Here is a 24,300-nt window from a genome sequence, read left to right as displayed (position 1 = left end):
TTATGTTTAACATAGTATTATTTAAAAGAATACATTTGCCTCATCAATCAAATCAATCAAATCAAATTAATTATGAAATTGAAACTATCAATTATCTGCTTTATGGTAACGCTGTTTACTGTACAAGCACAAACTTCAAGTAAAACCTCGCCACTTGAAAACTCTGGACTAATCACCGGAAAAATAATCGACAAGCAAACTAATGATCCGCTTGGATATGTAAATGTAGTTGTAAAAGAAGACGGCAAAGTGCTAACCGGCGAAATTACCTCAGAGAAAGGACTTTTTAGCATTAAAAATTTACCTCTAAAAAAGTATACCGTTGAAATTCAATTTATGGGATATAAAACTGTTTATAAACCAGTTGTACTTTCTATAGATCAAAAATCGGCCAATCTCAATACCATAATTCTAGAAGAAGACGCTATACAACTAAAAGGAGTCGAAATTATAGCAGAACGCTCAACCATTGAACAAAAAATAGATCGAAAAGTGATTAATGTGGGTAAAGACTTGACTACCGCAGGAGCCACCGCATCTGAGATTATGAGTAATATCCCCTCTGTAAATGTAGATCAAGATGGTAAAATTTCCTTGAGAGGAAATGAAAATGTGCGTGTTTTAGTTGACGGAAGACCCAGTAACATTGAGGCTTCGCAATTATTAAAACAAATCCCATCAGCCTCTATCAAAAAAATTGAACTGATTACAAACCCAAGTGCAAAATACAATCCTGAGGGAATGTCTGGGATTATCAATATTGTTTTACATAAAAATGCAAATGACGGCTTGAATGCCAGCATCAATTCTGGATTAACATTTGCCCAAACTCCAAAGATTTCCAACACCCTAAACATGAACTACAGATCAGGAAAAGTGAATTTTTTCTCTACTTATGGAAATAATTTTGGTATCCGATTTAACGAGGGTATGATATCCAGATTAGATGATAATTCCAATCAAATTTTTGATGTGGAGAATGATAACAAGTCCCACCTTGTAAAATTTGGAATGGATTATTACATCAACGATAAAAACACCTTGTCTGGCTATACAAACCAAAATATTTTTAAAAGTGACGGAATAATTGATATTAGTATCACTAATCCCAATGCTTTACAAAATATACTTCTAAATTCTAATTACCTAACTGACAACACCGATGGAACGTATAACGTAGCGTTAAAACACTTAACAAGCAAAGAAGGAGAAACACTTGACTTAGAAGTAAATCACAGTATTTTCTCTGAAGATCAAATAGCACGTTTTCGCAACACCTATACCAATCCTAGCATACCAAGTAGCGCTTATGATGATTCCCTTGGCGAAAAAAGAATTAACACCATCGTAAATCTTGATTACACGAATCCTCTTGACGAAAAAACAAATTTAGAGCTTGGTGCAGAAAGCAGAAATTTACGCACCGATAACGATTATGCTACAAACAACGCTGCTTTGACAAATTCAAAATACACGTATGATTTAGACATTTATTCGGCTTATGCAACCTATGGACAAAAATTCAAAAAAATTGGTTACCAATTGGGTGCACGTTTTGAAAGCTATCATGTAAAAGCAATGCTAAACGGCACCGTTGCTTACAAAGATGATTATTTTACGGTGTATCCATCAGCGTCTATGACGTACTCCCCATCTGAAAAAAACCAACTCCAAATTAGTTTTAGCAGACGTGTAGACAGACCTGGAATAGATCAAACAAAACCCCTGAGAGAATTTAGTTCGCCTAGATTAACCTCTATCGGAAATCCGGAATTGGACCCGCAATTTACAAACTCAATAGAATTTAATTACACGAAGACACTTTCAAAGGGATCTTTAACCACCGGATTGTTTGTAAGAAGCATTCAAAATGAAATCAACCGAATCATTTATCCAGATCCTCAAAATCAAGACCAACAAATTTTAAGTTTTGACAACTTTGACAACAACACTGCCTATGGATTTGAAGTTTCTATGAATTATAAAATTAATAGTTGGTGGGATATTCAACCTGCAATAGATTACTCAAACATCAACCAGAAAGGACTTGTATCTCAAATAAACACTGCTACAAACTCATTCGATTTGGTTACCAAAGAAGTTGCCGCAGCAGCATTTAATGCTCGTTTTAATAGTAATTTCAAAGCTAGTAAAAGTCTACGTTTTCTATTATTTGGTTTTTATAGATCTGGAGTTGATGGTGTTCAATTTAACAACAAAGAAATGTACAAAATTGACGCTGGTGGACGCTACTCTTTCTTGAAAGACAAGGCTACATTAAGCATCCGTTTCAATGATATTTTCAACACCATGAAAGCAGGTTTTGAAGGTGAAAATCCGTATCCACAAAGAGGTCAATTTAGATGGGAAAGTCAATCCGTATTTGTAGGTTTCAATTATGCTTTTGGCGGAGGTAAAACTAAAAACCTGCAGCGCAAACAAAGAGAAGACAACACCAAACAAGGAGGAGGTCTGTTCTAGAAAAAAATAGTGTTACAAAATTTTCATTTTTGATAGCATATAAAGAACATGATGAGTCAGTTGCCTATTTTATCAACTCAATTGTCTAATTTGTTTTTGAATTCAAAAATGCTTTTCAAATACTAAAAAGTTAGTTTTAATAGTTTGTTACCCAAAAATTCGGAGTATGCCACTCCGAATTTTTTATTTTCATTAAGGTTTATTATTTCAAAAAATGAGAAGCATCAATTAGGCGATTTCCTGTTGCATCATGTACCGCATAATTAAAACCACCTTGAATACAATACGATCCGTACTCCCCTTTTTTGTTCAAGGCTATAAAACCAACTTGAATGTCTTTTAGATTTTTATTTCTTTTTTGGGTCAAATTTACAATGCGCATAACTGCCTCTTCACATGCTTTTTGTGGAGATTTCCCTTGTCGCATTAGTTCTACCACTAAGTGACAACCTGTAATACGTATTACTTCTTCCCCATGACCTGTAGCAGTGGCAGCACCTATTTCGTTATCTACGTAGAGACCTGCGCCTATGATGGGCGAATCTCCTAAACGGCCATGCATTTTAAACGCCATGCCACTTGTGGTACATGCACCAGATAAATCTCCATTGGCGTCAAGCGCAATCATACCAATGGTATCGTGATTTTCAATATTAGCAATAGGTTTGTAATCACTCGTTTTAAGCCATTCTTTCCACTCCCGTTCTGAGTCAGCTACTAATAAATTTTCTTTGACAAACCCTTGCGAAACAGCAAATTGAAGAGCTCCATCTCCAACGAGCATTACGTGAGGTGTTTTTTCCATTACTGCACGTGCCACAGAAATAGGATGCTTTATAAACTCTAAACACGCCACAGATCCAATATTAGCATTTTCATCCATGATACAAGCATCCAGAGTAACTCGGCCATCGCGATCTGGTCTTCCGCCATAACCTACACTTCGCTCTTTTGGATCAGCTTCGGGAATTTTCACGCCAGCCTCAACAGCATCCAGCGCTTTCCCATTATTTTTTAAAACATCCCAAGCAGCCACATTCGCTTGCATACCGAAATTCCAAGTTGAAAGCACAATTGGTTTGTTGATTTTCTTGGGTTCTGCTGGATCTTCTGTTTCCGCTTTACCTTTGAAGGCTTGCAACGCAAAAGCTGCTGAGGCAAGAGCTGTTGTTTTTAAAAAATTTCTGCGGTTTGCCATAATTAAATAGGTTTAGTAGTTGACATAACTGGTGTATAAAAATAGCTTTTATTTTCCAAAAAAAAAGTCTGTACAAACTGCACAGACTTCTTTATCTTATTTTTGACTACCCTCATTAATCTGGGGTTTCGTTTACCATTTGATAATGGCACTAGCCCAAGTAAAACCACTACCAAAAGCAGCTAAAACTACTGTATCACCTGATTTTATTTTTCCTTTTTCCCAAGCTTCAGTTAAAGCAATTGGAATAGAAGCTGCGGTTGTATTACCGTATTTTTGAATGTTGTTGTACACTTGGTCATCCGATAGATCAAATTTCTTTTGAATGAATTGAGAGATTCTCAAATTTGCTTGATGAGGAATCAACATATCAATATCAGAAACTTGCAAGTTATTCGCTTGCAGTCCCTCATTAATCACTTCGCTAAAACGAACTACAGCATTTTTAAACACAAACTGTCCGTTCATGTAAGGGAAATAACTTTCATCATCTGGATCATTATCTGCCAAAATATCAGTCACCCAGCGGCCACCCATTCCTGGAGCTTTTACAACTAATTCCTCAGCATGTTGCCCTTCTGAATGTAAGTGTGTAGACAAAATACCTTTGGTTTCATCCTCTTCTCTACTTAATACAGCGGCACCAGCTCCGTCTCCAAAAATTACCGAAACGCCACGACCACGCGTAGTCATGTCTAATCCTGTTGAATGTACCTCTGAACCAATTACCAAAATGTTTTTATACATTCCCGTTTTAATATATTGATCTGCAACAGATAAAGCATATATAAAACCCGAACATTGATTACGAACATCCAGAGCACCAACTGTTTTTAATCCTAAATCACGCTGTACAAGAACACCTGGGCCAGGAAAATAATAATCAGGACTTAATGTTGCAAAAACTACAAAGTCAATATCATCCTTAGCAACACCAGCACGTTCAATTGCTATTTCAGCTGCTTTAACCCCCATTGATGTGGTTGTGTCCTCACCTTTTATAATGTGGCGTCTCTCTTCAATACCGGTACGCTCTTGAATCCATTCATCGTTGGTATCCATGATTTTGGATAAATCGTCATTTGTAACCACGTTTTCAGGCACATAATAACCCAATCCTGCTATTTTTGAATGATACATATTATTGTTGTTTTATTAAAATCAGATTGCAAATTTAGAACTAACTCTAAAATTCAGGGTGCTAAAATACCACTTTTTTAGCAAATTACAAGTTTTAAGCATTTTGAACCATTGCAAAATACCAACTCCCTTGATGTACGTTGAACTTAGAAAACCTTTTTTTACAATAAAATAAGAGATAGTAAAGTTTAACAAAAACAAATGTAACAACAAAGCGAGCATGCAGACTAAAAATAGATACTATTCAAGCTAATTTAAAATCATTAAAATTATGAAATTAAGAATGTCCTTACTTCTTTTCCTTGGTATGAGTTTACAGACTTTTGCACAGGAAAATTTAACCTACCAAAAACCTTCTCCATCTATCTTGACTCTTGCTGATTATGAAAGAGCTCCATCTGTGTCAATGGATACTAAAAAAGAATACCTTTTATTATCTTATCGAAACACCTACAAGTCGCTTGACGATTTGAATCAAGACGAACTTAGACTAGGAGGTTTGCGCATCAATCCTACTACAAACATTTCAAGTACGGTTACCTATGTGAACAACTTAAAAATTAGAAAAGTAAAGGATCAAAATGAAGTACAAGTTGCTGGTCTTCCTCAAAACCCACGTATCAGTAATATTTCTTGGTCACCTAATGATTCAAAAATTGCATTTACGCATACTGCCGCAACCGGTGTTGAGTTATGGACTATCGACGTGGCATTGGCTACAGCCAAAAAAGTAACCGAGGCAAACTTAAACGCTAATATTGGAAGTCCGTTTGTATGGATGAAAGATAACAATACACTTCTTGTAAAAATGCTCCCTAAAAATAGAGCAGCCTTACTAGATTCTAAAAAAGATTTACCTACAGGACCCATTATTTCTAATGCTGATGGATCTAAATCTCAAAACAGAACCTATCCTGACATGTTGAAAAACGCCAATGATGAGATCAATTTTGAGAACATCATGACCTCTGAGTTGTACAAAGTTAGTTTAGATGGAACGGCAACTTTGTTCAAAAAAGCAGCTATGTACGCCGGAGAAAGCTTTTCGCCTGATGGCAATTACTTGATGCTTACTACCATTCAAAAACCATTTTCATATATTGTTCCGTTAAGTCGTTTTCCAAGTAAATCAGTGGTGTTTGACAAGGACGGAAATGAGGTAAAAACAGTAAACGAAGTTCCGTTGACTGAAATTATCCCGAAAGGTTTTATGGCCGTACGCAAAGGAAAACGAAACATGAGCTGGAGAGCAGATAAACCTGCTACATTAGTTTATGTAGAAGCACTTGATGGTGGTGACCCAGCGAACAAAGTTGATTTTAGAGATGAAGTCCTGCTGTGGAACGCACCTTTTACCACTCCTGCAAATACGCTTGTAAAAACACCGCAACGTTTTAGCGGCATCATGTGGGGTACTGAAAATGTTGCGGTACTGATGGATGAATGGTATGATACGAGAAACACAAAAACGTACCTCATCAATCCTGCAGCTCCTGAACAAGCACCTAAAGTAATTTTTGACCGAAATTCGCAAGATGTGTATTCAGATCCTGGAAATTTTGAAACGCGCAAAAACGAATTCAACAGATATGTACTGGCTATAGAAAACAACAAAACTTTTTTAATAGGTGCTGGTTTTACAAAAAATGGACAATTCCCTTTTATTAGTGAAATGGATTTAAAAACATTGCAAACTAAGAGACTATACACCTCATCGTACACGGACAAAAAAGAAGATATTCTTGAAATTGAAAACTTAAAAGAAGGTACGGTTTTGGTCCAAATTCAGTCTAAAAACGAATATCCAAACTATTACTTGAGAAACATCAAGCAAAAAAATAAACTAACACCTATCACTACTTTCCAAAATCCTTTTGAAAGTATTAAAAACGTTAATAAAGAAGTGATTAAATACACTCGTAAAGATGGAGTTCAATTATCTGGAACCTTATATTTACCTGTAGGATATGACAAAGTTAAAAAAGAAAAAATGCCATTGTTAATTTGGGCGTATCCAGCAGAGTACAAAGACAAAAATTCAGCGGGACAAAGTACGCAAAACCCAAATGAATTCACATTTCCAAATTACGGTTCGTTTGTATACTGGGTAACCAAAGGTTATGTGGTGCTGGATGATGCTGCTTTCCCAATCATTGGTGAAGGAACTACGGAGCCAAATGATAATTTTATCACACAACTTGTTGATAATGCTGAGGCTGCTATTAATGCAGTTGATGCTTTAGGATACATTAACCGCAAAAAAGTAGCTGTGGGCGGACACTCTTACGGCGCCTTTATGACAGCTAATTTACTAACACATTCTAATCTTTTTGCATGTGGAATTGCACGTAGTGGCGCTTACAATAGAACATTAACTCCTTTTGGTTTTCAAAGTGAGCAACGCAATTACTGGGAAAGTCCAGAAGTATACACAGCGATGTCGCCTTTTATGAATGCTGGCAAAATGAAAACACCTATGTTATTGGTGCACGGTGAAGCTGATAACAATCCGGGAACGTTTACCTTGCAAACAGAACGCTACTTTCAAGCACTGAAGGGACTTGGAGCTCCAGCACGAATGGTGATTTTACCAAAAGAAAGTCATGGTTATGCAGCCAAAGAAAATATTTTGCACTTGTTGTGGGAACAAGATCAGTTTTTAGAAAAACATTTGAAAAACTAAACGCAGCTTGATGAAGCGAAGTTTTTAAACACAAAAATCCCCGAAATCAAATCTGGTTTCGGGGATTGTTTTTTTATATCAAAAGGAAAAAAATTTAGCTTTACGCTAACATCAAGTTGACTTCTTGATTAAAGTTTAATTCCGTGTCATGCTCAAAGAAAATAGCTCTTCTATCAAAAGCAGCTTTAACTAAAAAATGACCGCCTCTAAAATAACATTGCTTTACAACCGCTGTCATTTTTGCATTGTCTACTACTTTTAATTGGTGCGGATACAACAATAAATATTCGTCATCAGCCGGGTCAATATCTATAATTTGTGAAAGCATAAACTCATTGACTTCACCAAATAGAGACGCTACATATTTATTTGCTGGAAGTTCATACAAAGCTCTTGAAGCACCTTTGATCACTACTTGTCCTTGCTGCAACACAATAGTTTCATCTGCAAAAGATAAGGAATCCACACTATCATGTGTGGCTATGATGCAAGTAATTCCTTTTTTCTTTAAATAGGCAAACAAGTTGCGTCTTAAAGCATTTTTTCTAAAATTATCAATATGGCTGAAGGGCTCGTCTAGCAATAAAATTTCTGGCTCTAATGCCAAAGCTTTGGCTAAGGCTACCCTTTGTTGCTGTCCACCACTTAAATCTTTGGCTTTTACTTTGGCAAACTCCGTCATCTCCACCATTTCGAGTAACTCTTGAATTCGGAGTTTTTTTAAAGGTAAAAAAGCGCTCGACAAAAACTTACCCACATTTTCCTCAACGGTGGTATACGGCATTAAATCAAAATCTTGAGCCAGGTATTTAATATAATCAACGCCCGGAATCAAGTTGTATTTGGGACCCAGTATTGGTTTTTCGTTGTAACTAATTGACCCACTATTGAGATCCAGTAAACCATAAATCAGTTTGAGTAAGGTACTTTTTCCGCAACCACTTTCCCCAATAATAGCAATGTTTTGCCCTTTCTCAATCGTAAAGTTAATGTCAGTTATTACAGGCTTGTCACTATAAGAAAAGTGTATATTTTTTATTTCTAGCATCATCAAAAATTAAAGTGCAAATTTACAATCTTTAAATCAATTTTAAGCACAAAAAAAGCTGCTTCTAAAAAGAAACAGCTCTAGTTTTTAACGTATTTTAAGCTTATTTTTTCACTTCAGCTTCAGCATCTTTGATCATTTTTTCGTTAGCCGTAATAGCAAACTCTACACGACGGTTTTGGCTTCTACCTTCATTAGTTTCATTAGAAGCAATAGGATCAGCAATACCCATACCTGTTACTTTAAATCTAGCTGCAGAAACTCCTTTGCTTGACAAGTAATTACGCACAGATGCAGCTCTATCGCCTGAAAGTTTCAAGTTGTAATCCGCTGGACCTGTACTATCAGTGTATCCGTAGATAGTAATATTAGTATCTGGATATTCTCCAAAAACAGGAACTAATTTATCTAGATTAGCTTTTGCAGCAGCAGTCAATGTAGATTTGTTCGTATCAAAACGCACTGCATTTTCATTCAAAACCAATTTAATTCCTTCTCCTACACGTACTACTTCAGCACCTGGAAGAACAGCATCAATTTGACGTGCTTGCTTGTCCATTTTATTACCAATAGCGCCACCTGCAACACCACCAATAACTCCTCCTAGTACAGCACCCATAGCACCATTACCACCTTTTCCTAAATTGTTACCTAGAACTCCACCTAGAACAGCACCTGCAACAGCACCTATTCCTGCTCCTCTTTGAGTTTTGTTTGTGTTTTTTACAGCCTCACAGCTTGTAAAAATAGAACCTAAAACCATTATTGTTGCTATAGCAACTACTGAAATCTTTTTCATGTTATCTTATTTTTTAGTTAGTTTTTTGAAACTGATATATTACATCAGTCATTTTTCCTGCTACATCTATTTTATCTACTAGTTGAAACGAAGTTTCCGTTTGATTAGCAAGACCTAAAATATAACCATCTCTCACTTTTCTTGCTTTTTCCCCAGCGTCTAAAACTTTTAAAACAAACTGACCTTGATCGTTTACAAACCAAGTAATTGGTGAACTAAATGCAACGCAATTTGCTTTTGTCAAAGCCATAGTTCCTTTGTTATTGTTTGACACAAATTTCCAAGTACTTCCTACAAAACACTCTGAGTCTGCTAATTGAAAACTATTTACTTTCACATATTGAGATCCTGGATATGTTACTGCACTAATAACCCAGTCTCCTTTTATGGCTACTTGAGATTTTCTATCTGTTTTGGTACTCGTAGCTGATGTTGACTTACAAGCAAACATCAAAACGGCTAAGGCGCACACTAAAATAATTTTTTTCATTTTGATACATTTAATGAATTAATACTTACACAAAGGTACTACGCATTTTTGAAATTATGTTTCACAATTTTAACATTTTGTATCATAATTAACGCTTACGCCATTTTGTCACCCTTTTTACAATTGGTATTCTATTTGAAAGCTTGATTGGTAACCAATTTAATTTTAAAATTTAAAAAATATGACAACAGGTAAAATTAATGTTTCAGTAGAAAACATCTTTCCCTTAATCAAGAAATTTTTATACAGCGACCACGAAATTTTCTTGAGAGAATTGATTTCGAACGGTACCGATGCCACTTTAAAATTAAAGCATCTGATCAGCATTGGCGAAGCCAAAGTAGAATATGGCAACCCAATGATCGAGGTAAAAATTGACAAAGAAGGAAAGAAAATCCACATCATCGATCAAGGTTTAGGAATGACTGCTGATGAGGTTGAAAAATACATCAATCAAGTTGCTTTCTCAGGAGCCGAAGAGTTCTTAGACAAGTACAAAGACTCCGCTAAAGATTCTGGAATTATCGGACATTTTGGTCTTGGTTTTTACTCTGCTTTTATGGTAGCCGAGAAAGTAGAAATCATTACTAAATCATTCAAAGATGAGCCTGCTGCACACTGGACTTGTGATGGTAGCCCAGAATTCACATTAGAACCAGCTGATAAAACTACACGCGGTACTGAAATTATTTTGCACGTTGCTGAAGATTCTGTAGAATTTTTAGAAGACGCCAAAATCAAAGATTTGTTGAACAAGTACAACAAATTCATGCCTATTCCAATTAAATTTGGAACCAAAACACAAACATTGCCGAAGGCAGAAGACGCTCCAGAAGATGCCGTTGCCGAAACCATCACTGTAGACAACATCATCAACAACCCAAATCCAGCTTGGACTAAACAACCAACAGAATTGGCTGCTGAAGATTACAAAACCTTCTACCACGAGTTGTACCCAATGCAGTTTGACGAACCGTTATTCCACATTCATTTAAATGTAGATTATCCGTTCAACTTAACTGGTATTTTGTATTTCCCAAAACTAGGATCTGATTTGCAAATCCAAAAAGACAAAATTCAGTTGTACCAAAACCAAGTTTATGTTACCGATAACGTAGAAGGAATTGTACCTGAATTTTTAATGATGTTAAAAGGTGTGGTAGACTCGCCAGACATTCCGTTGAACGTATCTCGTTCAGGATTGCAAGCTGATGCTGCCGTTAAAAAAATCTCTAATTACATCACGCGCAAAGTTGCCGATAAATTAAAATCATTGTTCACAGAAAACCGTGAAGATTTTGAGCAAAAATGGAACGACATTAAAATTGTTTTGGAATACGGAATGTTATCCGAAGACAAGTTTTACGAAAAAGCAGGAGCCTTTGTACTTTACCCAACCGTAGATGGCAAATTCCACACGCTAGAAGAATTAAAAGAAAAACTAGCTGCCACACAAACCGATAAAGATGGCAAACTAGTGATCTTGTACGCAGGAAACAAAGATGCGCAGCACTCTTACATTGCTACAGCCAAAGACAAAGGATACGAAGTATTGTTGCTAGACTCTCCAATTATCTCGCACTTAATCCAGAAAATTGAAGGCGACAACAGCAACCTGACTTTTGTACGTGTAGACTCGGACCATATTGACAACTTGATCAAGAAAGACGAAACTACCATTTCAAAACTTTCAGATGAAGAACAAACCAGCCTAAAAACCGTTCTAGAAACTATTGTACCAAAACAAACGTACAGCGTACAACTAGAGGCACTAGACAGCAACTCAGCACCATTTATCATCACACAGCCAGAATTCATGCGCCGTATGAAAGAAATGAGCCAAACCGGTGGCGGCGGAATGTTCGGGATGGGCAACATGCCAGAAATGTACAATTTAGTAGTAAACACAAACTCTGAATTGGCCAGCAGCATCCTAAACAACAAAGACAAAGACGCTCAAGAAAGCCTAGTAAAACAAGCGCTAGACTTAGCCAAACTATCTCAAAACTTGCTAAAAGGCGAAGCCTTAACCGCATTTGTAAAAAGAAGTTTCGAGCTGATTAAATAAATATTATATTTTTAGATCGTAAGATTTTTAGAGTAAACCTGCAAGCGACCCCGAAGTATCGGGACTTGCAGGTTTTTTTTTGGGAGCAGATTAGCCATTTTCAGCAGGCGTATACTCCCGCTATACGCTATAATCTTTGCTTTTGGCTGCCGCCACCGCAAAGGATTTTCGCTGCTATCGGGGCTATTTGAGACAGATAATATTTACAAAGTCGTTTTTTTAAAACACAATTTGTAAGATTATTTTAATATATTTGAGAAATGAATATGGTGAGATGGGACTTCAAATTTCAGCGTGCGAAGTCACAGACATTCTCTCAGCAACTAGTTATAATAACATTTTGTGCTAAAAAGTAAGAATTCAAGGAGCCGGAAAGGAAGTTTGGATATTTTGCAGTAAAATTACCATTCACAAGAAAATACTAACCGTTCACAAATTTTAATTTTTAATTGATCCTTTAAAGTATGATTTTTGAAATGAATTTAAAATAATATCAATATGAAATCATTTCAAAAATTTTTACTTCTTGGTTTGTTGCCAGTACTAATCATTTCTATATTTGTTATATCTAGGGGCTCACTATCGGATTTATCCAATATGAGAATCAATTATTTTGTAGCTACTTTCTTTTTAAATATATCATTTAGCAGTGTTTATGTTTTTGAAAAAATTAAAGGTAGTTTCTTCAAAAAAGTCACTTCTGCAATAATTTGTTTAACTGTTTTTACTACCATTTCGGAACTATATTTTGACTATTTTTATCTCTCTAATGTAACAATAAAATTTAATTTTCTTTATCATATATTTCGTTTGTCTTTATCTATTTCGATTTTGTTATTTTATATTTTCATTCTTGAAGTCAATAAAAAAATGCTTAAAAGAAACGATTTGATTTTTGAAGAAAGTAAGACTTTTTACGTAAAATTAATTTCGGGTTTAACTTTATTTCTGACCTTTTTTCTGATATTCTTCTACATTTTTGATTATTCAAATTTGTATTCCATAACAGAGGCCTTTGGAATATTATTCTTCAAAATGTTTGGATTTTCATTATCTGTTACCACAATTTCTCATTTCTCTATTTATTTATTAAATAAAATGAAGGTTGTAAAAGGTAATTTTCTCTTAATAATATTCTTAACTTCTATAATTTCATTGCCCTCAATTGCTTTTTTGGGTTTTCCAAATTCAATGAACTTCTACTCTGGATTTATTGGCTCATTTTATGCTATACAATTATTTGTTCCTGCTTTTATTATTTTTGTACTATTTTTCAGATTGGATAAAAAAAATAAAAACAGACAAATTTGGAACCTACAAAAATTAAATTCAAAGCGAGAAGCTGAATATCTCGAACTAAAAAATCAAATAAATCCACATTTTTTATTTAACAATATGAATGTGATGATTTCATTAATAGAATTAGATCCTAAAAAAGCAGTTGCTTTTGGTCATAATTTATCAAATGTTTACAGGTATTATCTAAAAAATCAAACAGAAGATTTTGTTTCTTTAAAAGAAGAAATGGATTTCATTAACGAATATTTGGAAATTTATAAATCGAAATTTGAATCAGGATTTGAGTTTAACTTGAATTTTAGTACAGATACTGATTTCAATATTTTATCCTCTTGCTTACAAGAAATTATTGATAACTTTTTTAAACACAATATTTTAGATGAAAATATTCCATTGCTAATTAATTTTGATATTGATAATAATTATCTTGTAATTTCAAATTCTAAAAACTTGAAACAAAAAGTTCAGTCAACTTTTATAGGTTTAGAAAATATCAATAATCGATATAAAATACTAATTAACAAGGAGATAGAAGTAATAAATGGCGTTGAATTATTTATTGTAAAATTACCCATTGTTAAAATTCAGGACAAATGACCGTAATTATAATAGAAGATGAAATTCCGGCAGGAAAACGCTTAGAAAGATTATTAGTAGAAAAAAACATAACCGTTTTTACTATTTTACAATCTACGATTGAGGCTGTAAATTGGTTTCGAAATAACCATCATCCCGATTTAGTTTTTATGGATATAAAACTGAGAGATGATTTATGCTTTAAAATTTTTAAAAAAGTTGAAATTCAATCTAAAATAATATTCACAACTGCTTTTGATGAATACGCATTAAAAGCTTTTGAATACAATTCAATTGATTATTTATTGAAACCCATCGCTGCTGAAAGACTTGATAAATTATTTCTAAAGATAAAAAATAATAATTTACTGAACACCAACCAAAATGATTTAAAAACATTAGAGAATGCTTTACAAGTAGAGTTTAAAACTTCTTTTTTGGTATCTACTGGAAGTGCTTTAAAGAAAATTGTTATGGAAGAAATTGTGTATTTTAAGAGCGAAAATAATACTACTTTTTTGACTACAAAAGATTTTAAAAGCTACATAATAAGTCAATCTTTAGAACTTTTAGAAAATCAATTGAATCCAAAAATATTCTTCAGAATAAGTAGAAAAATTATCATCAATAAAAATTTCATTAAGCAGATATCTAATTTTAATTTAACCCTCACAACTATAAATATATCTGATGATTTCAAAATAAGTCGATCAAGAGTAAAGGCATTTTTGGAATTCTACAAACAATAAAGTTATAAGTACCCTGCTGTGCGAATATCTCTGACTTCCCCCGCTACCGCACGAATCCTTTCGTGTGGTGCGAAATTAAAGAATCTAATTTGATGACATAAATGATATATTTATGAGTAGAGATTATAAATTTACTTCGCCTGTTCGACTATCGTCTCGGGTCATAATCCTGAGGGATTGTATTTCATAAGTTTTGCAGTGGTAGGTTGGCTAAATGTGTTTACTAGGAACGAGTATAAAGATTTGTTTTTAGAAAGTTTGGTTTTTTGCCAAAAAAATAAAGGATTAGAAATTCATGCGTGGTGCATAATGAGTAATCATGTGCATTTAGTTTTTAGAAGTATAAACGATCAAAAATCAGAATTACTGATTGGAGATTTGAAAAGATTTACTAGTCAATCTATTGTAAAAAGTATTCAAGAAAATTCTAGGGAAAGTAGAAAAGAGTTCTTGTTAGATTTTTTTAAGAAAGAAGCTGAAAAAAGTTCTAACGTAAAGCACTATCAGTTTTGGCGACATGATAACAAACCAATCGAACTTTGGAGTAATAAAGTTATTCAACAAAAAATTGATTATGTGCATAATAACTCTGTGGAAGAAGGTTTAGTTTACAAACCAGAAGATTATGTGTATAGTAGTGCTATTGATTATGCAGTACTACAAGGGTTAGTTGATGATGTCATCGTTTTTAGGATATTTCGTGTTTAAGTAGAAAGTGCCACACGAAAGGATTCGTGCGGTAGCGTTGATTATGCAGGACTAAAAGGGTTAGTTGATGATGTCATCGTTTTTAGAATGTTTAGTGATTAAGTAGAAAGTACCACACGAAAGGATTCGTGCGGTAGCGGTGTAGCAGCTAGTTCTAATAACATTCTGTTCTAAAAAGGAAGACTTCAGTAAGCGGGCAAGTTTTGATAACATTCTGTTCTAAAAAGCAATACATCTGAGAGCAAATGCTATTTATGTATCGCTATTTCAGGACTAGACAAAAAATTTTAATAAAGCTTTCAGGTAACATTCTTGAAAGCTTTATTATTTAGAGACAATAAATTATTACTTTTACTTACAAAATATAACCTATTCTAAAAAGCAAAATAGTAACCCATGGAGAACAAACAATGCCTAAACTGTGAACAAGATGTTTCTGGTAATTATTGTCAGAATTGCGGTCAAAAAAGCAATACACATGCCATAACCTTAAAGCATTTTTTTGCCCACGATATCATACACGGTGTATTCCATTTAGAAAAAGGAATCTTATTTACTTTAAAAGAAACATTTACAAGACCTGGGCAAGCAGCTTTGGATTACATTCATGGCAAAAGAGTAAACTACTACAATGTTTTTGCACTCACTTTAATGCTAATCGCTTTGAATATTCTAACGGTGCATTATTATCTTGAACTGAATCCACCATCAGTTTCTAAAAATACAAATGAGGGCATACAATTAATGAATTTCTTATCAAATAATGTAAAAGTGATTCTATTTGGATTAGTCCCGTTATTTGCGATAAATGCTTTTCTGATTTTCAAAAGATTGAAAATCAACTTAGCGGAGCATTTCATCATTGCAGGAATAAATTTGTTGGGAATATTGGTTTTGTGCTTATTTGTCAACTTATTGTCACTTTTGAGAGTCTTTGAGGAAATTAAATCCTTTTTAGGTATTTTAACAATCATTTATTTCTTCTTGATTATTTTGTTTCCTTTTTGGGTCTATTTCAATGCGGCCTATAAAAAGTATTCCATGGCAGGGTTTATATGGAGAATAATTGTGTTTTATACGCTTCTGTTTTTTGAAATTATTGTTATAATGTCACTTATTGCAAAAATCGTTACTAATACAACTACTATAAATTTACATTTCAATGCATAAAATTATTTCTGCTATTGTCGTTGATGCTCGAAGTGTTAAAAAAACATTATTTAATTTCTGAACTGCTATACACATGTTTGTGGCCAGACTAGATGTAGTTTGGGAGGATTTGTTACGATTAATTATAATTTGCAGGCAAGGTTACCAAAAAAATCGATTTAGATGAAAAAATCATTGTTTTTTTTAATTTTAGTTATAATTAGTTGCAATGCAACAAAAATAGTATCGAATTCCGATAAAGAAAAAATAACTGCTGAACTGGATTATATATTTACTATTGACCAAAAATATAGTTATGCAACTCCTTCTGAAGAACTCCTTAAAAAATTTGGGAAAAATGAAGCGTGGAAAATTTTTGAAATGAAAAGAGATAGTGTTGGTATTGATAATCAAAAAAAAATTAAAAAAATATATTCAGAATATGGTTATTTAGGTTATGATAAGATTGGTCAAGAATACTCGAAAAAATTTTGGATTACCATCCAACACGCTGACAATGATATTAAGTTCCAACAGAAAATGCTTAAAGCACTAGCAAAAGAAATTGAGATAAATAATGCAGAAAAATCTAATTATGCAATGCTTGAGGACAGAATTTCAATTAACCTTAACCAAAAGCAGAGATTTGGTTCGCAAGTTACATATAATAAAGTAGGACAAGCAATTCCAAAAAACGGATTACTTGATTCATTAAATATTGATAATCTGAGATTAAAATATAATTTATCTTCATTTAAAGAATATTATAATGAGATGACGACAAGTCACTTTGAAATGAATAAAGATTATTATTTAAAACAAGGAATGACAGAACCAAAACTATATCAATAAAGAGCTGCTAAATGTACAAGTAACAAGCAATAAAAAAATACGATCAAATGAAAAATATTTTAATGTTATTATTCTCTTTTTTGTGTTTTTTTCAAGCGCAGTCACAGGAGTTAAGTGTAAATCAAAAACAAATTGTAGCAGTAGTCCATTCTGATCTAAATAAGTTCCAAAACTTGCGTGACTTCTGTATCGCACCCAATGAAAAAGAAGCTTTTTTTACCATACAAAGTCCTAATCAAGAGTTATCAAAAATTGTATGTGTAAAAAATAAAAAATGGGACAACCCAGTTATACTTCCGTTTTGCGATGGATATTCCTATTTAGAGCCGTTTTTATCGAGCGATGGCACAAGGCTTTATTTCGCATCAGATCGACCAAAAGATAAATCAGAAACTCTAAAAAGTGATTTTGATATTTGGTATGTAGAACGTAAAGATAAAAATAGTGAATGGTCAACACCTATAAATATTGGAAGCCCCGTAAATTCTAAAAACGACGAATTTTATCCCACCTTATCCGATAATAACAATTTGTATTTTACCATGGACTCTAAATTGGGTTTAGGGAAAGATGATATTTATTATTGCCAATGGAATGGAGCAAACTACTCAAAACCCATTTTATTAAGTAAAAATATCAACAGCGAAGGCTACGAATTTAATGCTTTTATCTCCAAAGATGAAAACTTGCTCATTTACACCAAATACAATGCGAAAGAAGGTTTTGGCAGTGGCGATTTGTACATGGCTAAAAGAGGCATTGACGGAGAATGGCAAGCTGCAGAAAATTTGAGCAATACAATCAATTCAAAGTATATGGAGTATTGCCCATATTACAACAACGAAACAAATACGCTCTATTTTACAAGTAAAAGGAGCAATTTAGCACCAAAATCTTTTCAGAATATCCAACAATACCAAGAATACATTACAGGCAGTGAAAACGGCTTAAGCAAAATTTATAAGATAAAAATCAAGCTTTAACTTTTGTTTTTAAAAAACTGATTGTAGCTATATTTATAAAAAAAGTTTTTTTTTAATAGCGTGCTGCTGTTAGCAAATGTCTCGAGACAAAGTTTAAATTACGATGCTATATGATATAATTAATGGATGATCTTCCGGGAGTTTTAAGTTCTTTTTTGTTGTAAAGGGAATGACTTTGGAAGCTTTACCAAATTTAAAAATCTTTTTTTTCATTGATAAAATAGCTACATTTATTTTTTTTATCTAGCAGTAAACTTAATTTCAACAAAAATGAACACACGTAACACCATAATTTTGATGCTGTTTTTTAATTCGATAGCATTCGGTCAAGTTTCAAATGATACCCACAAAAAACAGATTGAAAAACTAGTAATCGAATCGTTTGATGAAATATGGTCCAAATTAGAACCTAAAAACATTGAGAAATACTACACCAAAGATTTCCTGCTTTTGGAACACGGCGAAGTATGGAATAACGACACTATTGCAAAGTATTTAAAAAAAGGTAAACTTAATTTACCCATGCCAAAACGAGTAAATACTATTGAAATTATTGACATCAAAGTTACCAACAAAACGGCTTGGGTGGCCTACCACAACTATGCAACCATTTCTGTTGAGGATAAAATTATTAGAAAAGCACATTGGCTGGAAAGTGCAACGGCCATTTTAACCGATAAAGGCTGGAAGTTTGATATGTTACATTCTACTAGAGTAAAAAGTGAGTAAAAAATACAATCGTAAGTACATGTTACTATCAGCAATAGGATTTATTTGCAATTCTTATCCAAAATTTGAAATATGCCTTTTTATTTAACCTAAACTGTGTCTATACACCCCGTTTAAAAATTCCAGCTTTACAGCATAGGTCAATAATATAAACTTGATGGTATCAAAAATAAATATAGATGAATTTAGGAATCGATTAATGGCGAATACAAAAATTGGCTCTCCTAAAATCAAGATTCCGATGGGGTTTTTAGCAATTTTTAATAGTAATCAGAAATGCTTTTATGGCAATTTTGACAACTCTAATTTTGAACTTACAACCAATTCTGATTTCGCACCGGTTCTGTACTTTCTAAGAGGAAATTATAAATCTGCTGAGAACAAATTGCTTGTTAATTACAGTGTAGAACCTGTTGGAAAATTAAGAATTGCTTGGGTAAAATATTTCCCGCTAATGCTGTTAATTATGTGTAATTACTTATTTTATTATGTCGTTATTCCACCTAAAGAAGTACACATTACTTTCAACATAATCATTGTTTTAATTGCAATACTTTCAGTTTGGCTATTACAACTACAGAAAAAAAAATTACGACGAAAGTTTAATAAAATATTTGCAATAATATAATGACATTTCATCGACTCCAGGTCCAAGTACGTTAAAAAAACGTTTTTTAAACTTTTGAGTACAATTGCATGTTAAATACCTTCTTGACTAGAGATTATTCATCAAATAACTAATAAAAAAAACCAAAACAACAGTGAACTTAAAAAAATCAGCCCTACTATTTGTTTTTGCCCTTGCAAGTGGCAAAGCAGTCGCACAAAACAACAGCGGCGTTAAAACCGAAAATTTTTTAAAAGAACTCGCTACAAATGGTTGCTTGTGTATCGATTCGATTTCGACATATAACAAATCAAAAGTAGATCTCGCAAAAGATGTAAGTGTATGCATCAACAAGCAGGCTTCGGCTTTGCAAATGGGTAGCAAAATCATGAAATTAAATGACCAAGTAAAAAACGCTACCGAAGTTGATCGTAAACAAGAAGTCAATATTGAAATGAATCTCAATGAAGATTCAAAAGAATACAAAAAGTACTATTACGAGCTGGAACGCTACATGATGGTAAATTGCTCCTCACTCAAGGATAAGATTGCGAGTAATGATAAAGTCAATATCAAATCCTATTCGGATGATAAAAAAGCGGCCAGCTGGTATTCGAAAGGTTTAGACGAATCGAAAAAAGAAAATTTCAAAAAAGCCGCTGAATATTTTGAAAAAGCAGTTAAAGAAGATCCTGAATTTGCTTTTGCTTGGGACAATTTAGGCTTGAACTACAGACGACTCAATGAATTTGATAAAGCCATTGCTGCTTACAAAAAATCGATAGCCATTGATCCAAAAGGAACTATGCCTTTGCAAAATTTAGCTATTGTTTATCAATACAAAAACGAATTTCAAAACGCGATTGACACCTACCAACAATTAGCAGTAATTGACAATCAAAATCCGGAGATTTATTACGGTATCGGAAACATTTACGCCAACAATTTAAACGACCCAGAAAAAGGTTTGGAGAACATGTGCAAAGCCTACACTTTATATGTAGAACAAAAATCTCCTTATCGAACTGATGCTGAAAAAATCATCGGAATGATTTACGTAACAATGAAAAAACAAGGAAACGAAGCTAAGTTTGACGCAATTTTAAAAGCCAATAACATATCACAAAATTAAAATCTAGCGTACAAGCATCGCTCTAAATTTTCAGAAAAAAGCAATAACAGAAGTCAATTCAAACTTGGCTTCTGTTTTTTTTGGGATAAATAAAAGCACCTAATTAATTTTCACACTAGTATTATTCCCCTACGTACATATTGAATTAGTATCGCCTGATTTTAAAAATTCCACAATCACTGGCACTTCATCAAAATCCAAAATTAACAATCGGAACTTGTAACAAAACCTCAAAATAAACTACTAAATGAAGAACTAAACTCTAATAAACTATGAATTTAAAATCTTCATTATACTGTGGCTTGTTGTTGGTAGCAAGTACGGTAACATTCGCACAAGATGCCCTCTGGTTGCGCCATCCCGCGCTCTCTCCAGATGGTAAGAACATTGCTTTTGGCTACAAAGGCGATATTTATGTTGTTAATGCCCAAGGTGGTACTGCAGTTCCAATTACTATACACGAAGGACACGACATGATGCCTGTGTGGAGCAAAGATGGCAAGCAAATTGCTTTTGCTAGTGACCGTTACGGTAATTTTGATGTGTTTACGCTACCCGTAACTGGAGGCATGCCTACCCGACTAACTTTTAACTCAGCTGCTGATTATCCGTATGATTTTTCACCTGATAGCAAAAATGTATTATTTGGTTCTAGCCGTCAAACAAGCAGCAATAACATTCATTTTTACTCGCCGCGTTTGTTCCAAAACCTTTACACAGTTGCAGCAACTGGCGGTAAACCGGTGTTGGTTACTGAGGGCGGAATAGAATATGCACGCTACAATGCAGCAGGAAACCAAATTGTTTTTCAAGACCGCAAAGGCTACGAAGATGCCTTACGCAAACACCACACCAGCAGTGTGACCCGTGATATTTGGGTATTTGATGTCAACAAAAAAACATACACTCAGTTAAGCACTTACGAAGGTGAAGACCGCGAGCCGGTATACAGCAACGACAACCAAAATATTTTCTTTTTGAGCGAAGCTGACGGCAGCAATCAAAATATTTTCAAGCAAAATCTAGGCGCTAAAACAGCAACGGCCTTAACTACTTTCAAAAACAATCCGGTACGTCATTTAAGCGTAGCACAAGACAATACTTTGTGCTTTTCGCAAGACGGTGAGATTTACACTTTGAAAGAAGGCCAAAGTCCACAAAAAGTAAAAATTACAATCCAAAATGATGGTAAAGGCAATGTGGAGAAAAACGTACCTATTGCAGGTTCTATTTCAGAGTTTGTGCCAAGCCCGAACGGAAAAGAAATTGCAATTGTTTCTAGAGGTGAAATTTTTGTAACCAATGCCGACGGTGGAAGTACCAAAAGAATTACCAATACACCAGAGCAAGAGCGCCATGTGCAATGGTCACCAGACAGCAAAACTCTTATTTATGCCTCAGAGCGTGGTGACAGTTGGGATTTATTTACGGCAAAAGTAGAACGAAAAGAAGAAGCTTATTTTTATGCTGCTACTTTAATCAAGGAAGAAAAATTAATTACGTCTGACAAAGAAGAGTTCCTACCTAAATTTAGCCCAGACGGAAAAGAAATTGCTTTTATCGAAGAGCGCAACATTGTTCGTGTGTACAATTTAGCCAGCAAAACTACAAGAACCATTTTGCCAGAAGGTAGAAACCACAGTTATTCTGATGGCGATTTTGGTTTCAACTGGAGTGATGATAGCAAATGGCTTTTTGTAGATGATAGTATGGGTAATTTTAATGCTACGCACACTGCGATGATCAAAGCTGATGGTTCCGAAACTAAATACCCAATCATGAGTGGTTTTGGCGAAGACGCGGCCAAACAACAAATGAAAGGCAAAGCATTAGCGTGGCTGAGCAGCAAAGAAGGTCGTAAATCATTAGCCAATCAAGGCAGCAGAGAACTTGACGTGTACGCTGTATTTTTCGATAAAAAAGACTTTGAAAATTTTAAATTATCCAAAGAAGAAGCTGCTCTTGCAAAAGAAATAAAAGACAAGGAAAAAGAAGCGGAAGACAAAAAAACGACTGCTAGCACTGATAAAAACAAAAAAGACACTCCTAAAAAAGAGGAAGTTGTAGTTTGGAATCCTGATTTGACTGATCTTGAAACTAGAAAAGTTCGTGTTACAATTAACAGCTCTTCTATTGCGGATTTTGTATTTAATGATGACGGAAGTAAATTGTTTTATTTAGCTTCTTTTGAAAAAGGATTCGACCTTTGGGTAACCGATACCAAAACCAAAGAAACTAAGATTTTAGCCAAACTAGGATCATCTCCAAGTACTTTATTTTTGAGCAAAGACAACAAAACATTGTTTGTGCGAAACGAAGGAGGCTTATCGAAAATTGATACGGAAGGCGGAAAAATTACTGGAATCCCTGTATCGGCAGAGATGGTTTTAAATACAGAGCAAGAACGTAACTACATTTTCAATCACATGTGGAGACAAACCGCTAAGAAATTTTACGATCCAAAATTACATGGTGTAGATTGGAAAATGTACAAAGACACCTATGCTAAATTTTTACCACACATCAATAATAACTATGATTTCCAAGAATTATTGAGCGAAATTTTAGGAGAACTTAACGCCTCGCATACAGGAGGACGCTACAGCGCTAGTTTCCCTAATATGGATGTAACGGCTTGTTTGGGTTTATTGTACGATGAAAAAAATGCCGCTGACGGTTTAAAAGTTACAGAGGTTATTGTAGGAGGTCCTTTTGACAAAACGAATTCAAAACTAAAAGCAGGCGCTACTATCAACAAAATTGACAACGAAGCAATTACTGCAACAACAGATTGGGCTAAATTTTTGAACAGAAAAACAGGTAAACTAATCCTAATTTCAGGTGTGGATGCTAATGGAGTTGCCTTTCAAGAAAGTGTAAAACCGATTTCATTTGGTGAAGAATCGGGTTTAATGTACAATCGTTGGATTCGCAAGATGAATCAGATTACTGAAAAATTGAGTAATGGTAAAGTAGGCTACGTACACGTACAAGGTATGAATGACGGCAGTTTTAGAGAAGTTTTTGACCAAGTGATGGGGAAAAATTTCGAAAAAGAAGCTCTGATTGTCGACACACGTTTTAATGGTGGTGGCTGGTTACACGATGATTTGAATACTTTACTAAGTGGCAAGCGCTACCTTGAATTTGCGCCACAAGGCAACCGCTTGAAAGATGCGGAACCATTAGGAAGATGGACTAAACCTAGCTGTGTTTTAATGGGCGAAGGCAATTATTCAGATGCTTTCATTTTCCCATACGTGTACAAACAAAACGGAATCGGAAAATTAATAGGAATGGGTGTTCCAGGAACAGGAACGGCTGTTTGGTGGGAAACTCAAATTGATCCTTCTTTAGTTTTCGGAATTCCAATGGTAGCTACTATCGGAAAAGAAAACAGACCTACTGAAAACTTGCAAGTCAATCCAGATATTCCAGTTGCATTGAAATACGAAGATTATTTGAACGGACAAGACAAACAATTAGAAAGAGCTGTTGAAGAAATGCTGAAAACGATTAAATAATTATTCTGTTCTTAAAAGATTAATTTTCATCAAAAAAAGAGGTAGCCTAAAAAACTACCTCTTTTTTTTACTCAATAATCGGAGC

18 protein-coding genes are annotated in these 24,300 nt (G+C 34.2%); 13 read left to right on the top strand and 5 right to left on the bottom strand.

Annotation, left to right across the window (positions count from 1 at the left end; translation table 11 throughout):
- The first annotated feature begins 72 nt into the window (after nucleotides 1–72).
- Nucleotides 73–2,481, top strand: coding sequence for a TonB-dependent receptor domain-containing protein (locus LQ189_RS02880; RefSeq protein ID WP_230154177.1), 2,409 nt, complete (start codon nucleotides 73–75; stop codon nucleotides 2,479–2,481).
- 202 nt (nucleotides 2,482–2,683) lie between these two features.
- On the opposite strand, the gene LQ189_RS02875 is transcribed toward LQ189_RS02880, so the two are convergent.
- Together LQ189_RS02875 and LQ189_RS02870 are read right to left on the bottom strand one after the other, a co-directional pair.
- Nucleotides 2,684–3,679: an isoaspartyl peptidase/L-asparaginase family protein gene (locus LQ189_RS02875; protein ID WP_230154175.1), complete on the bottom strand. Its 996-nt coding sequence runs from the start codon at nucleotides 3,677–3,679 to the stop codon at nucleotides 2,684–2,686.
- A gap of 132 nt (nucleotides 3,680–3,811) precedes the next feature.
- Nucleotides 3,812–4,819 carry a 3-oxoacyl-ACP synthase III family protein gene (locus LQ189_RS02870; protein WP_230154174.1) on the bottom strand — a complete coding sequence of 336 codons (1,008 nt, stop codon included), beginning with the start codon at nucleotides 4,817–4,819 and terminating at the stop codon, nucleotides 3,812–3,814.
- Nucleotides 4,820–5,090: 271 nt separating this feature from the next.
- Between LQ189_RS02870 and LQ189_RS02865 the strand changes: the two genes are divergently transcribed.
- Nucleotides 5,091–7,502 carry a S9 family peptidase gene (locus LQ189_RS02865; protein WP_230154173.1) on the top strand — a complete coding sequence of 804 codons (2,412 nt, stop codon included), beginning with the start codon at nucleotides 5,091–5,093 and terminating at the stop codon, nucleotides 7,500–7,502.
- 100 nt (nucleotides 7,503–7,602) lie between these two features.
- Here LQ189_RS02865 and LQ189_RS02860 read toward each other — a convergent pair whose 3' ends face one another.
- The 3 genes from LQ189_RS02860 to LQ189_RS02850 all read right to left on the bottom strand — a co-directional run bounded on the left by LQ189_RS02860 (nucleotide 7,603) and on the right by LQ189_RS02850 (nucleotide 9,839).
- Nucleotides 7,603–8,550 carry an ABC transporter ATP-binding protein gene (locus LQ189_RS02860; protein ID WP_230158615.1) on the bottom strand — a complete coding sequence of 316 codons (948 nt, stop codon included), beginning with the start codon at nucleotides 8,548–8,550 and terminating at the stop codon, nucleotides 7,603–7,605.
- A gap of 103 nt (nucleotides 8,551–8,653) precedes the next feature.
- Nucleotides 8,654–9,349 carry an OmpA family protein gene (locus tag LQ189_RS02855; protein ID WP_086454065.1) on the bottom strand — a complete coding sequence of 232 codons (696 nt, stop codon included), beginning with the start codon at nucleotides 9,347–9,349 and terminating at the stop codon, nucleotides 8,654–8,656.
- A 13-nt stretch (nucleotides 9,350–9,362) separates the two neighbouring features.
- The gene (locus LQ189_RS02850) at nucleotides 9,363–9,839 is read right to left on the bottom strand and encodes a lipocalin family protein (RefSeq protein ID WP_230154171.1); all 477 of its coding nucleotides are present in this window, start codon (nucleotides 9,837–9,839) and stop codon (nucleotides 9,363–9,365) included.
- A 181-nt stretch (nucleotides 9,840–10,020) separates the two neighbouring features.
- On the opposite strand from LQ189_RS02850, the gene htpG reads away from it, so the two are divergent.
- The 11 genes from htpG to LQ189_RS02795 all read left to right on the top strand — a co-directional run bounded on the left by htpG (nucleotide 10,021) and on the right by LQ189_RS02795 (nucleotide 24,215).
- Entirely contained in the window at nucleotides 10,021–11,907 is a 1,887-nt protein-coding gene (gene htpG / locus LQ189_RS02845) for a molecular chaperone HtpG (protein ID WP_230154169.1), read from the top strand.
- A gap of 870 nt (nucleotides 11,908–12,777) precedes the next feature.
- On the top strand, nucleotides 12,778–13,803 hold the full coding sequence (locus LQ189_RS02840; protein WP_230154167.1) for a sensor histidine kinase: 1,026 nt from the start codon (nucleotides 12,778–12,780) through the stop codon (nucleotides 13,801–13,803).
- The gene (locus tag LQ189_RS02835) at nucleotides 13,800–14,531 is read left to right on the top strand and encodes a LytTR family DNA-binding domain-containing protein (RefSeq protein WP_230154166.1); all 732 of its coding nucleotides are present in this window, start codon (nucleotides 13,800–13,802) and stop codon (nucleotides 14,529–14,531) included. The genes LQ189_RS02840 and LQ189_RS02835 overlap by 4 nt, the downstream gene beginning before the upstream one ends.
- 177 nt (nucleotides 14,532–14,708) lie before the next feature.
- Nucleotides 14,709–15,239 carry a transposase gene (locus LQ189_RS02830; RefSeq protein WP_230154165.1) on the top strand — a complete coding sequence of 177 codons (531 nt, stop codon included), beginning with the start codon at nucleotides 14,709–14,711 and terminating at the stop codon, nucleotides 15,237–15,239.
- Nucleotides 15,240–15,635: 396 nt separating this feature from the next.
- On the top strand, nucleotides 15,636–16,409 hold the full coding sequence (locus LQ189_RS02825; RefSeq protein ID WP_230154162.1) for a DUF3667 domain-containing protein: 774 nt from the start codon (nucleotides 15,636–15,638) through the stop codon (nucleotides 16,407–16,409).
- A gap of 162 nt (nucleotides 16,410–16,571) precedes the next feature.
- Nucleotides 16,572–17,240, top strand: a complete 669-nt coding sequence (locus LQ189_RS02820) for a DUF6624 domain-containing protein (protein WP_230154161.1) — start codon at nucleotides 16,572–16,574, stop codon at nucleotides 17,238–17,240.
- Nucleotides 17,241–17,287: 47 nt separating this feature from the next.
- Entirely contained in the window at nucleotides 17,288–18,223 is a 936-nt protein-coding gene (locus tag LQ189_RS02815; RefSeq protein ID WP_230154160.1) for a hypothetical protein, read from the top strand.
- 270 nt (nucleotides 18,224–18,493) lie between these two features.
- Entirely contained in the window at nucleotides 18,494–18,952 is a 459-nt protein-coding gene (locus LQ189_RS02810) for a DUF4440 domain-containing protein (RefSeq protein ID WP_230154159.1), read from the top strand.
- Nucleotides 18,953–19,109: 157 nt separating this feature from the next.
- On the top strand, nucleotides 19,110–19,580 hold the full coding sequence (locus tag LQ189_RS02805) for a hypothetical protein (RefSeq protein ID WP_230154158.1): 471 nt from the start codon (nucleotides 19,110–19,112) through the stop codon (nucleotides 19,578–19,580).
- A 133-nt stretch (nucleotides 19,581–19,713) separates the two neighbouring features.
- Nucleotides 19,714–20,691, top strand: coding sequence for a tetratricopeptide repeat protein (locus tag LQ189_RS02800; protein ID WP_230154157.1), 978 nt, complete (start codon nucleotides 19,714–19,716; stop codon nucleotides 20,689–20,691).
- A 272-nt stretch (nucleotides 20,692–20,963) separates the two neighbouring features.
- Nucleotides 20,964–24,215, top strand: a complete 3,252-nt coding sequence (locus LQ189_RS02795; RefSeq protein ID WP_230154156.1) for a S41 family peptidase — start codon at nucleotides 20,964–20,966, stop codon at nucleotides 24,213–24,215.
- The last annotated feature ends 85 nt before the right edge of the window (nucleotides 24,216–24,300 follow it).

Source organism: Flavobacterium sp. CECT 9288, assembly GCF_918731615.1.
Lineage (GTDB): Bacteria > Bacteroidota > Bacteroidia > Flavobacteriales > Flavobacteriaceae > Flavobacterium.
Note: the sequence above shows the minus strand (reverse complement) of the source record. Positions and strands in the feature narration are given on the sequence as shown.